General features: G+C 65.2%; 13 protein-coding genes. 9 read left to right on the top strand and 4 right to left on the bottom strand.

Annotated elements, in window-relative coordinates; genetic code table 11:
- A partial coding sequence (locus tag I55_RS37095; protein WP_044561468.1) for a phage tail tape measure protein occupies positions 1-1,966 on the top strand: 1,966 nt, incomplete at its 5' end.
- A 24-nt stretch (positions 1,967-1,990) separates the two neighbouring features.
- Here I55_RS37095 and I55_RS36025 read toward each other — a convergent pair.
- On the bottom strand, positions 1,991-2,383 hold the full coding sequence (locus I55_RS36025; protein ID WP_148293762.1) for a hypothetical protein: 393 nt from the start codon (positions 2,381-2,383) through the stop codon (positions 1,991-1,993).
- Positions 2,384-2,427: 44 nt separating this feature from the next.
- On the bottom strand, positions 2,428-3,219 hold the full coding sequence (locus tag I55_RS15385; RefSeq protein ID WP_044561467.1) for a hypothetical protein: 792 nt from the start codon (positions 3,217-3,219) through the stop codon (positions 2,428-2,430).
- A gap of 137 nt (positions 3,220-3,356) precedes the next feature.
- Here I55_RS15385 and I55_RS15380 point away from each other — a divergent pair, with 137 nt between their 5' ends.
- The 3 genes from I55_RS15380 (at position 3,357) to I55_RS15370 (ending at position 5,043) form a co-directional block, all read left to right on the top strand.
- Positions 3,357-3,536, top strand: a complete 180-nt coding sequence (locus I55_RS15380; RefSeq protein ID WP_148293761.1) for a hypothetical protein — start codon at positions 3,357-3,359, stop codon at positions 3,534-3,536.
- Positions 3,537-3,626: 90 nt separating this feature from the next.
- Positions 3,627-4,592 carry a Rha family transcriptional regulator gene (locus I55_RS39065; RefSeq protein ID WP_049974165.1) on the top strand — a complete coding sequence of 322 codons (966 nt, stop codon included), beginning with the start codon at positions 3,627-3,629 and terminating at the stop codon, positions 4,590-4,592.
- A 4-nt stretch (positions 4,593-4,596) separates the two neighbouring features.
- Complete coding sequence (locus tag I55_RS15370) at positions 4,597-5,043, top strand: hypothetical protein (protein WP_044561465.1); 447 nt, start codon at positions 4,597-4,599, stop codon at positions 5,041-5,043.
- A 52-nt stretch (positions 5,044-5,095) separates the two neighbouring features.
- Here I55_RS15370 and I55_RS36020 read toward each other — a convergent pair whose 3' ends face one another.
- Together I55_RS36020 and I55_RS15360 are read right to left on the bottom strand one after the other, a co-directional pair.
- A complete protein-coding gene (locus I55_RS36020) occupies positions 5,096-5,512 on the bottom strand; it encodes a hypothetical protein (protein ID WP_148293760.1) in 417 nt (138 codons plus the stop codon).
- The gene (locus I55_RS15360) at positions 5,509-5,841 is read right to left on the bottom strand and encodes a hypothetical protein (protein ID WP_044561463.1); all 333 of its coding nucleotides are present in this window, start codon (positions 5,839-5,841) and stop codon (positions 5,509-5,511) included. The genes I55_RS36020 and I55_RS15360 overlap by 4 nt, the downstream gene beginning before the upstream one ends.
- 218 nt (positions 5,842-6,059) lie before the next feature.
- Between I55_RS15360 and I55_RS15355 the strand changes: the two genes are divergently transcribed.
- Genes I55_RS15355 through I55_RS33120 form a run of 5 tightly spaced genes read left to right on the top strand, consistent with a single transcriptional unit; the run spans position 6,060 to position 13,346 of the window.
- Positions 6,060-6,410 carry a hypothetical protein gene (locus I55_RS15355; RefSeq protein ID WP_044561462.1) on the top strand — a complete coding sequence of 117 codons (351 nt, stop codon included), beginning with the start codon at positions 6,060-6,062 and terminating at the stop codon, positions 6,408-6,410.
- Complete coding sequence (locus I55_RS15350) at positions 6,410-6,898, top strand: DUF1833 family protein (RefSeq protein WP_044561461.1); 489 nt, start codon at positions 6,410-6,412, stop codon at positions 6,896-6,898. The genes I55_RS15355 and I55_RS15350 overlap by 1 nt, the downstream gene beginning before the upstream one ends.
- Positions 6,895-7,440 carry an NlpC/P60 family protein gene (locus I55_RS33125; protein ID WP_049974164.1) on the top strand — a complete coding sequence of 182 codons (546 nt, stop codon included), beginning with the start codon at positions 6,895-6,897 and terminating at the stop codon, positions 7,438-7,440. The genes I55_RS15350 and I55_RS33125 overlap by 4 nt, the downstream gene beginning before the upstream one ends.
- Before the next feature lie 3 nt (positions 7,441-7,443).
- On the top strand, positions 7,444-12,912 hold the full coding sequence (locus I55_RS15340; RefSeq protein ID WP_044561460.1) for a host specificity factor TipJ family phage tail protein: 5,469 nt from the start codon (positions 7,444-7,446) through the stop codon (positions 12,910-12,912).
- Complete coding sequence (locus tag I55_RS33120; RefSeq protein ID WP_049974163.1) at positions 12,909-13,346, top strand: phage tail assembly chaperone; 438 nt, start codon at positions 12,909-12,911, stop codon at positions 13,344-13,346. The genes I55_RS15340 and I55_RS33120 overlap by 4 nt, the downstream gene beginning before the upstream one ends.
- The last annotated feature ends 11 nt before the right edge of the window (positions 13,347-13,357 follow it).

The following is a 13,357-nucleotide window of genomic DNA, read 5'->3' as shown; positions in this document are numbered from 1 at the left end:
TCCTGAACCACTGGGCGTCCTGCAGCGCATCGGCACGCTGCGCGGTAACGATCCGGACGTCCAGGCGCGCATAGGCGCGCTACAGGACCGCGCCGCAGCGATCAGCCAGGCCTATTATGATATGGTGGCGCAGATCAGCGGAACGCGTCTGACAGGCGCCGGTCCCGTTCCTGTCGCCCCTGCTGCTGGTGGCGCGACGCCGGCGGCGGCTCCCCAGGTGGCCCCTAACGCCGCACCGGTGGACGGGCGTTTCCAGGACACGGCCGGGCAGGAACGCACCGACCTGCTGAAGGAGGCGGACGACTTCGCCAAGCTCAGGGCCGCCATGGTCGGCACGGCGGCGCAGCGCGCGGCCAACGTCGCGGGTGTGCAGGCCTATATCCAGGCGCTGGACGCTGGCAAATCGCCCCAGGCGGCGGCGCATGAGCGTGAACTGGCTGAACAGAAGGTGTTGCTGGACCAGAAGGTGGCGCGCGACGACACCTTGGCCGGTCTTAAGGACCAGGCGGCGCAGGCCCTGAAGGTGGCGGCGGCCTATGGCATCTCGACAGCGGCAGGCCTGCGGGCGGAGGCGCTGGCCCGGCAGTTGATCGCGGCGCGCACCAGCGGCGCCAGCGCGACGGAACAGGCCGCCGCGGCGGAACAGGACCTGGCGACGCAGTCGGCCGCTGCGAACCAAGCCACGGCCAAGAACATCATCAGCTTCAGGGAACGGCTGGAACAGCACCGTCGTCTGACGGCTGCTGGCGCCAAGGGGCCGGCGGCCCTGGCTGGTGCGCAATTGGACATCCAGGCGGAGGATCAGACGCGGGATGAGTTCGACAAGGCCAATGCCTTGACGGACCCCAACGCCCGTGCCGCCGCCCTGGCCCGGGCGGCACAGAATCGCGCCAGCCTGCGGTCCATCCTGGGGCAGGACCAAGAAGAAACCCAGAAGCAAGGCGCCAACGATACCCTGCAGCAGCGGCAGCAGGAATTGGACCTGACGCGCCAGGAACTGGCGGCGCTGGGCCGTGTGCCGGGCGAGCGGGCGGCGGACCTGGCGGCGCTGAAGGAAAAACAGCGCATCCAGCGTGAGGCGCCCGCCCTGTGGGCCGATGAAAGCGAGGCCGCCCAGGCGCTGAAGCAACAGTTGATCGATAGCGCCCGCCAGCAGGCGCTGTTGACGGCGGAGCTGCAGCGGCAAAAGGCGGTATGGGATGAGATCGGCGGCTTCATCTCCAGCAGCTTCGACCGCATCGGTGAGGCCTTCACCCAGATCATGGTGCAGGGCGGTAGCGCTGCTGACACCCTGAAGAACCTGTGGAAGGGGGTGATCAGCGAGATCATCCAGGAACTGCTGAAGCTGTCGCTGATCAACCCGCTGAAGAATGCCCTGGGTCTATCCGGCGGCGCGATGTTGCCCACCTTGGGCGACGCCGGCGGCCTGCTGCAGGCGCTGTTCGGCGGCGGCTCCTCCTCCGGCGCCAATGCCGACGCCGTCAACGCCGCCTTCCCTGGGGCGGATGTCATAGTGGCCGCCGGCGGCGGCTATATCACGGGGCCGGGCACCAGCACCTCGGACAGCATTCACGCGCGGTTGAGCAATGGGGAGTTCGTGGTGAATGCCGAACAGACCCGGAAGTACCTGAGCGTGTTGCGGGCCATCAACGACAACCAGTTGCCCGGCTATGCCGCCGGCGGCCTGGTGGTGGAGTCAGACGCCATGGTGCGGACCCGGGAGGCCCGGTCGCAGGCCGCCGCCACCCCGGTGCCCCAAGCGACATCCGGCGCCAGTGGGTCGGTGGTGAACATCCACAACTATGGTGGCCAGCATGTGGAGGCGCAGGTCACCAAGGGGTCCGACGGCCGTGACCAGATCGACGTCTTCGTGCGCGACAGCATGCGCAAGAACATCGGTCAGGGCAGCATGGACTCCGTCATGGGTGCCAGCTATGGCGTGAAGCGCCAGGTGACGCGGCGGTGACGCGGCTGGGTGATAGGGCCCGCTTTAGGGACATGCCGGATCACCTGAGAGCCAACGCTGGTAAGGACTAAATCTGTTTCCAAAGAGTGGTTTAACGAAATCATAGACAGTAAGCTCTATGCCACTGTCGGCTCTTTTTATCTCTACATGTGTGTAATATTTGAATGATCCGCTTTCTCTAACAGAAAGCGTCGCCAACTCCATCTTTTCATCGACATTTCTGTCAACCTTGAATGGAGTAATGGAGGGCTCATCTAGGCACACCATCATCGACTTAGATATTCGATCAACGGCAATATTAAATGGAACGTCGGATTTCATATAGTATTTAGCTCCTGGCCTGTCCTTCAACTCCTGAATTGAATTTGACAAACAGCCAGAAGCAATTAAGAGAGCGAATAACGCTGCCTTGCGCATAGTCTCCCCACGTATTGACAGCAACTCACGCGGTAGATTCTATATCACAAAACGGGAAAATTGTGAGCAAGTTCAACGAGAGTGGAAAAATCGGTTAGAGGCTCGGTCGGCTGGGCATCAACGATGGCCAGGGCCTCGGCGTGAGGCAGGTCGCTGGTTTCATGGGGGAGGGGATCAGGTGAATAATAGACCCGGTGTCCACTGCGCTTCGCCGCATCAAATACCTGCTGCACTTCATCCATGTGCCTGTTGTGATCTAGGTGCAAGAATAGCGGGGAACGGTCGCTGAACAGGCGACACTCCTCCCGCTCCACCAGTACCGCAACGCCGTACTTGTATGTCGTTCCCTTGTCATTGATCGGAAATACATAGAAGCACACATTTATCAGACCTGGCCGATTGATGGCTTCAACCAGTTCGTCATCGATATAATTGGTACTGACGCCGGCGGGGCGGACGATCGGTCTGTCATCCTTTGGCATCGGGCCCGGCGGATTGCTCATCAGTATCTGGGCGCCGCGGGCGATGGTGGCCATATCGGCCGGGGCTACCCTTTCACCGAGGGCATCGGTATCAGGAAAGTCGGGGTCATCCCAGCTAAGGCCAATGCGGTCGGCGATGGTGTCCAGAACATCCTTCGAAATGTGTCCGTCGGCAACCAGCCCGGTGACCTGGCTCCAAAGTTCGTTAAAGCGAAGGCCGCGACGAAGAAGATTCCGGACCGCTTCAGCCTCCGTCGCAATTTGTCGACTGAAGCGATACCGCTCAATCTGCTGAATTAGGTCGACGGGCAGGGAAAATAACTTCCGTGTCGACATCGCCTTTTCGCGTGCCATCGGCGCCTCCACATATGTGCCGGGACATATATCAGAGACATCACAGATAGGCACTATTGAATGGGATTGACGATAAAAATGATATCGAGTATATCGCTTATATCGTTTCTCCCGGAGGTGTTATGGCTAGAACCAACATGATGAACAATCCCAAGAGCCTGAGCATTCAGGTTCCGGGAGCGTTGGTAACGAGGATTGATCGATGGCGCGGCGGCCAATTGGACGTGCCGCCCCGTTCGGAGGCGATCCGGCGGTTGACGGAAATGGCTTTGGATCATGAGGCGGCTCAGGCCGCGAAGGAAACCGAGGGGCGGTAAGCCGGCAAGCAAGCCCACCCCTCGGTCCGCATAACCCGCCGCTCGCCAAAGCGGCTGATTTAAACCCGGTATGAAAGGTACCAGATCACCATGAATATGCTTTCCCCCGAGTTCGAAGGCAAGCCCATCGTGACCGTCAAGGACGGTCGGGCCTGGACCAGCAGCCGCGATGTCGCGGACTATTTCGACAAAGAGCACAAGAACGTGTTGCAGGCGGTGGATAATCTTCTCCGCGATGCTCCTGAGTTGCATGGGCTGAATTTTCAGCTTAATAGCTATATCAGTAGCTTACGCGAAGGCGTGACCCGGGAATGCCGCTCCTACGACATGGACCGCGACGGCTTCGCCCTCCTGGCCATGGGCTTCACCGGCGCCAAGGCGCTGAAGTTCAAGCTGGCCTACATCCGCCGCTTCAACGCGATGGAGGAGGCGTTGCGGGCCCGGTCCGCCGCCGGCGTGGACGTGCCGGTGTCCGACCTGCCGCCGCTGTTGCGGGCGCCCTCGGGCGTGGCGCTGACGCCGCTGGAGATCAACGCCTGGACCGCCTACCTGAACATGGTGCGTAAGACCTTCGGGCGCGATGCCGCCATGGCCCTGTATGAGTCCACGGACCTGCCGCTGGTGGACCGTCGTGCCGGGACGGCCGGCAGCGTCGTGGTGCCGGAGCTGGACGGGGCGGCCGCCCTGCGCCATCTGCTGGGCGCGCCGGTGGCCAACCACGGCGCCCGCCTGGGTGAACTGGTGCTGGGCGCGCCCGACAGCCCGCGCCTGCGCCACGCCGTGGGCGTGGCCGGCGTGTGGGTGGCGCCGGAGGGCTTCCCCGACCATGTGGCCGTGGCCATGGAACATCCGCGCCTGACGCGGGCCTTCGCCCTGACCAGCTGGGCGGGCGACTGGTCCATCGCCCTGATGGCCCTGCCGGGCGCCCGGCCGGCCCCGGCCCTGGTGGCCTTTCCCGACCGCAGGCGGCGGGCGGTGCTGCTGCCCTGGTCCGTGGTCCGCGACGCGGCGGCCACGGCCATGCCGGCGCCGGATGCCCTCCAGGCGGCGGAGTGATGCCATGACCAAAGCCATAATCCCGTCCCGCCGGGGCCTGCTGTCGGCGGCGGTTGCCATGCCGGTGATCGCTGCCGCCGGCAGCTCCGGTGCCATCACCGATGCCCACGATCCTGACGCCGCCCTGCTGTCGGCCTGGAAGAACTACAAGGATGCATGGCGGATGCTGGACGGGCAGTCAGCAGACAGCACCGAAGCGGAGTTGGAACCATTTCACGAGGTCAAGGATAGGGTAGCTGGCCAGATCGAGGAATTGCCGGCCAGAACCACCGCCGGCATCGCCATCAAGCTTCGGTATCTGCTCATGGCCTATAATGAAAGCCGCTTGATGGAACTGGCCATCATCCAGAACCATTCCTGCGACAGGGATGAACTGGACGGCGACTGGCGAGACAAGATGCTATGGTGCCTGATCCAGGACGTGGACCGCATGATCGCCTGGGGTGCGTGATGGCCGTAGCGGCATCTTCCTGGGAATGGAGGATGCCGCGTTCACCTTGTGGTCACTTCTGGTGCGCGTCTGCGGCGGCGGCCGTGGCGGGCGTGCTGCCGCGAGGTGCGACGCGCATCTTAACTCCCTCCGGAAGCCCCTCCCATACCATGCTGGCGACGGCATTTGCCGCGCCGATGCAGGGCCATCCCAAGTGTCGCGCTTCGGTGTCGTCAACTGGAACGCCGTAGTCTACCGCAACGGGCGCGCCTTGCTCCTTGGTCAGGACGGCGACCTGATCCAGCGCATGCTGTGCGGCGCGCCTTTGACGCAGGTTGAGCGCGCGGAGTTCGTACAGCCATCCGTCTGGAGTGCGTTCCTTGCCATTGATGGCCTTGTTGATTGTGTCTTGGCGCACATTCAGGAACTCTGCGGCCTCCCGGGTGGAGAGGCCGCAGGCTAAGAGCGCCGCACGAAGCGTAGTCGTCATTCGTCTTCCTCGAAGCTGGCCAGCATGGCGCTAAAGTCCGTATCAGTCATGGCGGTGTAACCGTGCCAGGTATCGGTGATGATGTCCCGATAAAGGGCATCAACGCCGTCCAGCGTTTGGAAGCGTGTCGGGCGCAGATCGCGAGCGCCAATCGGGCTGTTGCGCGAGCCAGTTGAGGTGAAAAGCTGCAAGAACCCATCAACGCTGCGGATCTCAAACGCATAGCCGTCCTGGGTCAGCAGGCATTCGGCGGCCTCGCGCAAGGTCAGACCCTGGGCGTCGACTACGCTGCTGTCGTCGCGGCGAAAGACGGTGTAGGTGGTGGTCATGTTCCGGTCTCCATTACCGAGTGCGTCGGGCCATCCCGTCGCCTCTGACTAGAAATTACCCCCTATTTTAGGGGGTGTCAATGGGTGATTTTCGTAGCCCCTGGCGCGTATGAGCGCTTGGCCGTGCGTGAAAAGTTTGCCATCATGCAACAGCAATTCTTGTGACCAGGCCCGGCGGGAGCGATCCCGCCGGGCCTTTTTGATTCCTGGGGTGCGGTATGACCACGCTCTCTTGGCCGGCATCGGTTCCTCTGGAGTTCACCGAGGACGACTTTGGGGAGGAGTTGGGCGACGTCGCCCTGCGCACGCCCTTCGACGCTGGCGTCGCCAACACCCGACCGCGCTACAGCGCCGTGTCCGGCCCCCTCAGTGGCAGCATTGCCACCGATCCGGCGGGATGGGCGACTATCAAGGACTTCTACCGCACCATCACCCTGGGCGCGCTGCGCTTCAATGCCGTGCACCCCATTGACGGCACGGCCGTGGTGCTGCGCTGGACGGCGCCGCCCAAGATGAAATCGGTGGGCGGCACCCTGATGGTGACCGTGGCCTTCGAGGTCATGCCCTGATGCCGCGCGTCCTGTCCATCGCGGCCCGCCAGGCGATCAATGCGCAGGAAACCGATGTCGTCTTCCTGATCCTGCTGACCATCCAGCACGCCAGCCTGGCGGCGCCCATCAACCTGGTGCGCGACACGCGCAGCTGGATCAGCAACGACATCGCCTATACCGCCATGCCCTTCGACTTCGTGTTTCCCAATGACACGGACGATGACGTGCCGCAGGCCAAGGCCTCGATCTGCAACATCAGTCGCGAGGTGACGGAGGCCCTGCGCCAGATCACCGATACGCCGGACGTCACGGTGTCGGTGGTCATGTCCATCACGCCCGATACCGTCGAGCTGGGGCCCCTGGAATTCCAGTTCGCGTCGGTCGACGTGGACGTGGGCGAGGTCTCCGGCACCCTGATCTATGAGCCCACGCTGCAGGAGCAATGCCCCTGCGACTACTACCGCCCGGCTGAGTGGCCGGCCCTGGCCGGAGGGGCATCCTCATGATCGCCATCCTCAAGACATCCTCCCTCGGAAAGACGGAGGCGGGCACGCCGATGATTCCGGCGGCGGCCCTGGCCCCGTTCGTCGGGCTGCCTTATGCCCATGCCGGCCGGGGGCCGGAGGGATACGACTGCTGGGGCCTGGTGCGCCATGTCCACGCCACCGTCCTGGGCGTCGAGTTGCCCAGCTACCTGGATGAGGCCTATCCGGGTGAGCGGGAATTCGGGGTCATGTCGGCGCTGGTGGCCGCCCACCTGGATGAATGGCGCCCCCTGGCGGCCCGGGTCGCCCATGGCCAGCCCCTGAACATCGTGGCGCCGGTGCGCACCGGCGACGTGGCGCTGATCCGCCACGGACTGCACCGCTGTCACGTCGGTATCGTCGTGGTGGCGGAGGAACGGTGGGGCCGGGTGCCGGAGCGCTGGTCCCTGCTGCATATCGAGGCCGGAACGAACCGGGTGGCCGGATTCAGCAACCTGGAGCCCTTGTCCCTGCGCTACGGCAACCACGTGGTGGGCGTCTACCGGTTCGAGGGGGAGGGCTGATCCATGCTGGCGCCTGACCTCCTTCCCGCCGGCGGGGACACCCCGCCGGCCGATGCCGTGCGCCTTCAATCGGTGGCGGCCCCCTTCCGGGCGGAGCGGGTGACCGTGCACGTCCGCGCGGGGCAGACCATCGACCAGATGCTGCTGGACCAGGGCCTGACGGCGGCCTGGACCGTGGGCGCCATGGTGTGGATCGATGATTGGTTCATTCCGGCCGATCGCTGGCATGTGGTCAAGCCCCGGGCCGGGCGCACGGTGCTGGTGCGTGTCATCCCGCAGGGTGGTGGCGGTGGCGGCAAGGTGCTGCGCACGGTGCTGACCCTGGCCGTCATCGTGGCCGCCGCCTATGTGGCGGGCCCGGTTGCGGCGGGCGGGTTGGGATATGGCGCGTCGGTGGGGACCGCCCTTGGTGTGGGCGCCTTCGCTGGGACGGCGCTCTTGACCGCCGGCATCTCGATGTTGGGCATGCTGGCCATTAACGCCCTGGTGCCACCGGCCAGTTCCAGCGGCTCATCTGCCACCTCCTATTCCCTGGCCCCGGGGTCGAACCGGGGGCGTCTATGGCAGCCCATCCCCCTGCTGCTGGGGCGCGCGCGCATATACCCCGACTATGCCGCCACGCCGGTGACGGAAACTGTGGGCAACGACCAATACCTGCGGCTGCTCTATTGCGCCGGCTATGGCCCGCTGGACATCAGCGACATCAAGCTGGGCGATACGCCCATCGAGTCCTACAACGATGTGCAGGTGGAGGTGCGGCAGGGCTACGCCACCGATGATCCCATCACCCTGTGGACGGACATTCCGGTGGAGATCGAGCCCGGGGTGCAACTGCGGGCGATCGATGGGTGGGTCACGCGGGAAATCAACGCGATCGCCACCGGGCTTCAGGCGGATTTCCTGTTCCCCAACGGCGTCTGGAAAATCGTCGACGGCAATAACCACAAGCCCAACACCGCCCAGGTGGAGGTGCAGTACGGGCCGATCGACAGCGATGCCTGGGTGGCGGCCCCCGGCAGCCCGCTGACCGTGACGGTGGAGGATACCAGCCCAATCCGGCGATCCCTGGATTGGTCCGTACCCTCCGGCCGCTACCAGATGCGGGTGAGGCGCACCATCGACCATGATGGCGATACCAATTACGCCGACAGCGTGGCCTGGATGGCCATGCGGGCGCGCCAGCCGGGCTATCCCATCAAGTTCGGCAAGCCGGTGGCCCTGATCGCCGTCCGCATCAGGGCGAACAGCCAATTGAATGGGGCGGTGCAAGACCTGAACTGCATCGCGCAATCAATCCTGCCGGATTGGGATGCCACCGCCGGCACCTGGATCACGCGTCCGACGTCCAATCCCGCCGCCTGCTACCTGGCCCTGCTGCAGGGCCCCAGCAACTATTTCCCGCGCCCTGACAAGCGCATCGATTGGGTGCGGCTGCAGGACTGGGCGGAGGCCAACCAGGCGGCCGGCCGGTGGATGAGCTGGTATTGCACGGATGAGGCGTCGGTGCTGGAGCGGCTGCGCAAGGTCGCCGCCATCGGCCGGGCTCAATACATCAACCGGGATGGCCGCTATTCCGTCGTCCGCGACATTATCCAGGATGTCCCCAGCAACGTCTTCGGGCCCAAGAACTCCTGGGGCTTCCGCGCCAGCCGCACCTTCACCAAGCAGCCGCACGCCATCCGCGTCCGGTTCAGGAATCCCTTGCAGGGCTGGGCGGTTGACGAGCGCGTGGTCTATGCCGACGGCTATGACGAATCCACCGCCACGATTTTCGAGACGCTGGACCAGTCGGAACTGTGCGCCGACCATGACCTGGCCTGGGCGGATGCCCGGTACCATTGGGCCGTGGGCATGCTGCGGCCCTGGTCATACCAGCTGAACACCGACATCCAGAATTTCGGCGTCGTGCGCGGCGATCGGGTCGAGGTCCAGCACGATGCCCTGGAAATCGGCCTGACCAGCGGCCGGCTGGCGGCCGTCAGCGCCGATCATCTGAGCGTCACAACGGACGAACGGATCGACGCCGACGGGTCCCAGGCCTACGCGGTGCTGTTCCGGTTGGCCGGTGGAGATACTGAACTGGTCGGGTGCACCGTCGGGGCCACCGGCGGCACGCACACCCTGAACCTGGTCGCCGCCGTGCCGGGCCTGGCCCCGGGCGACAGCTTCTTCTTCGGTATCGCCGGCCGGGTTTCGGCACCGATGCTGGTGACGGGTATCGAGCCGGGCAAGGATGAGTCCGCGCTGTTGCGCCTGGTGGACTACGCACCTGGGGTGCATGAGGCGGAGACGGGCACCATTCCGCCTTGGGACAGCAATCTGACGGCCGGCACGCCGCTGCCCAACGTCACCGGCCTGACCGTCGTGGAAACCCTGAAATGGGTGGCCGGGGTGTACCAGCCGACCCTGGTCATCAATTGGGACCGGACCGACGATTTGCGCGTCGATGGGGCCAGTTGCATGGCACTGACGCCGACGGGGGCCTGGATCAACGTGCCCCTGACCCGCCCGACCGGCGCCGACATCTCCCCAGCCGCCCTGGGGTTGTGGGCCATCAGCGTCTGGAACACCTCCAGCGATGGCCGGCGCAGCGTCGCCGCCGCGGTCGCGGAACACACGGTGGATGGCATCGGCGATCTGGTGGCGCCGCATGATATGACCATTACCGGCAGCCTGGAATATCTGGCTGCCGGCACGCCGGTCCCGGCGCTGCTGGTGACCTGGACTCCGTCGTCCGAGGTCACAGGTGAAAGCGCCGTGGTCCGCTGGCGCGCGTCGGGAAGCACTGACTGGTTGCAGAGTTCCGCCGGCTGGGGCCTGGGGCAGGTCAAGCTGTACCCCGTGATCGAGGGCCAGGAGTATGAGGTTCAGATCGCGGTCACCGCCGCCGGCGGCGTCCGTAGTGCATGGTCGGACAGCGTCTTTTACACCTTCGCCAACGTCCTGGATGGTGCCAGCGTTTCAGGGCTGGAGCTGTACGGCCAGGGCCTGGATACCGAGTTCACGGGCAAGGACATCCACTTGGTGTGGCGGGGCAACTTCCCCAGCACCTCGGCCGACTTCGGGTCGGAAGCGTTCGGCGCCGGTTCGGGCTTCGTGAACCCGTATTTCCAGTCCTACGCCGTCACGGTGATCGAGCCGGATAGCGGCAAGGCGCTGCGCACCGACCTGGTCACGGATCCGGAATACTTCTACCTGTTCGACAGCATGAACGCGAAGGACGCCGGCGGTCCGCACCGCCGCCTGACCTTCAGCGTCACCATCCGCGACAAGCTGGGCGGGGAGACGGCGCCGGCCACCATCACCGTCAACAACCCGGTGCCGGCGTCGGTGCAGCTGCAGGCGCTGCCCAACACGCTGAACACCCTGTTCGCCTTCATCGCGCCGGTGGGTGATGACGCCTTGGACTTTGCCGGCGTCAACGTCTGGGTGGGGGCCAGCACCACCGTGGACACCAGCGGCGTGCCGGTGGCCAGCGGCACCACGGCGCCCCTGGTGGTCTCGGGCCTGACGCCGGGCGCCACCTATTACGCGGTCAGTCAGACCTTCGACACCTTCGGCACGGCCGGCTGCCCCATCACCGCACCCCTGCAATTCCAGGTGCCCTATCTGACATCGGCGCAGATCGCGGCAAACACCATTGGCAAGGATCAGCTCGTGCTGGACCTGGTCAGCCAGATCGATCTGGTGACGGATGGCGCGGACGTGCCCGGCAGCGTCGCGGCCCAGATCGCGGCCGAGGCGGCGCAGCGCGTGGCGGCCGTCCAGGCGGAGGCCACGGCCCGGGCGACCGCCATCGAAGCGGAGGCCACGGCCCGCGCGAATGCCATCCTGGCAAGTGCCCAGACCCTACAGGCACATATCGACACGGTCAGCACGGCCCAGCAGGGCACGGCCGACAGCCTGGCCAGCACCACCACCACGCTGACGGCCGCCATCAACGGCAACGCGGCTGCGATCCAGACGGAGCAAACAGCCCGGGTCAACGGTGACAGCGCCAACGCATCATCCATCACCACCCTGGCCAGCGAGGTGCACAACCCCACCACCGGCCTCTCCGCCGCGTTCGCCGCGATCACCAGCGAGGCGACCACGCGGGCGACAGCCGACAGCGCCAACGCCAGTGCCACCAGCACCCTTTCCGCCCAGGTGAACGACAGCAACACCGGCCTGGCCAAGACGCGGGCGGACCTGCTCACGGAACAGACGGCCCGGGCCGATGGCGACAGCGCCAACGCATCATCCATCACCACCCTGGCCAGCGAGGTGCACAACCCCACCACCGGCCTCTCCGCCGCTTTCGCCGCGATCACCAGCGAGGCGACCACGCGGGCCACGGCGGACAGCGCCAATGCCAGCGCCACCAGCACCCTTTCCGCCCAGGTCAACAACGCCAGCACCGGCTTGCCGGCCACCTATGCAGGGCTGCAAAGCGAGATGACGGCCCGCGCGACTGGGGACAGCGCCAACGCCACGGCGATCACTAACCTGACCACCACGGTCAACGGCAACACGGCGTCCATCAGCACCCTGCAGTCCAGCGTCAACGGCCTGAACGCCCAATACGTGCTGAAGCTGGACGTCAACGGCTATGTCGCCGGCTTCGGCGTGGCCAACAGCGGCTCGACCTCGACCTTCGTCATCCGCACCGACACCTTCGCCTTGGTGCCGCCCGGCAGCACGGTGGCGCAGTCGCCGTTTTTCGTGACGGCGGCCGGGCAGGTAGTGATCCACAACGGGTTCATCGAGAACCTGGACGCGGCCACCATCACGACAGGTACCCTGGGCAATGGAGTGATCTACGCCGGCACCATCAATGCCAGCCAGATCAACTCCAGCAGCATAGGCGGCAAGGTCTTTTGGGCGACCGCCACCGGTAATAACGATGGCAGCGCTGGCATCTATATTGACGGGCCGTCCCGCAATATCTGGATATCGGATGGGACCCGTACCCGCGCCCGCATGGGCTTCAATGGCACTGAATACGCCTTTGAGAGCTGGGACGGCGCCGGACGACAGCTGTTCAACAGCAATGACCTGGGGGTAGGTGTCGCCAGCGGCATGGCGTCGGTCTCGGCCTATCAGGATGGCTCCAGCATCACGGTGACGGACAAGGGAGCGTGGACCACCATCACCACCGTTCCCGCCTTCCAGGTGCGCGGAAATCCCTGTGACATCAAGGTTGTTTTCAGCGCCACGCCAGGCACCGCCGGCGCGGCCAACAACCCGAAGATCCAGGTTGTGCGCACCAACACGCGTACCGGCGCTACCGCCGCTGTTGGCGCCACGCTGAGCAGCGCGCCCTATCAGTGGGTGTTCACCATGGACGCGTTCAGCGACCCCGGCCTGGATACCTACACCTTCACCCTGCAGGGCTGGCGGCCCGCCGACACGAACGCCGATGGCGTGATCACCACCTATGCCGGCACCCAATACTGGAACGTCTATGTGCAAGTGAGGTGGTTTCGATGACCGAGGCGCCAGCCGACGCGGCCGTACATTTCTATGTGGATTATGACCCGCCTAGCGGCCGCATTTTGGCCCTGCACCACCGTGACGCGCTTAGCCTCCTGGAAGAAGGGGTGGGCGCCGATGGTATCGGCCGCCTGAAGATCGCTGACGATCAGGTCGAGGGCGTCTGGTCCTGCCGGGTGATGGACGGCGCCCTGGTGTCCCGGGAGGTGGCCGACCTGGCAGCGGCGGCCCAGGCCCGCGCCATGGCAGACTTGCGGGAGCAGCGCGACCTGATGCTGGCAGCCAGCGATATCCGCGTGCTGCCGGACCGTTGGGCCAGCATGACAGACACCCAGCGCAGTGCCTGGGCCTCCTATCGCCAGGCGCTCCGCGACCTGCCCGCTACCTGTACCGACCCGACCGCGCCCGCGTGGCCAGTCATGCCTGTCTGAGGAAACACCCA

The sequence above is a fragment of the Azospirillum sp. B4 genome (genome assembly GCF_000333275.1).
Classification (GTDB): Bacteria; Pseudomonadota; Alphaproteobacteria; order Azospirillales; family Azospirillaceae; genus Nitrospirillum.
Note: the sequence above shows the minus strand (reverse complement) of the source record. Positions and strands in the feature narration are given on the sequence as shown.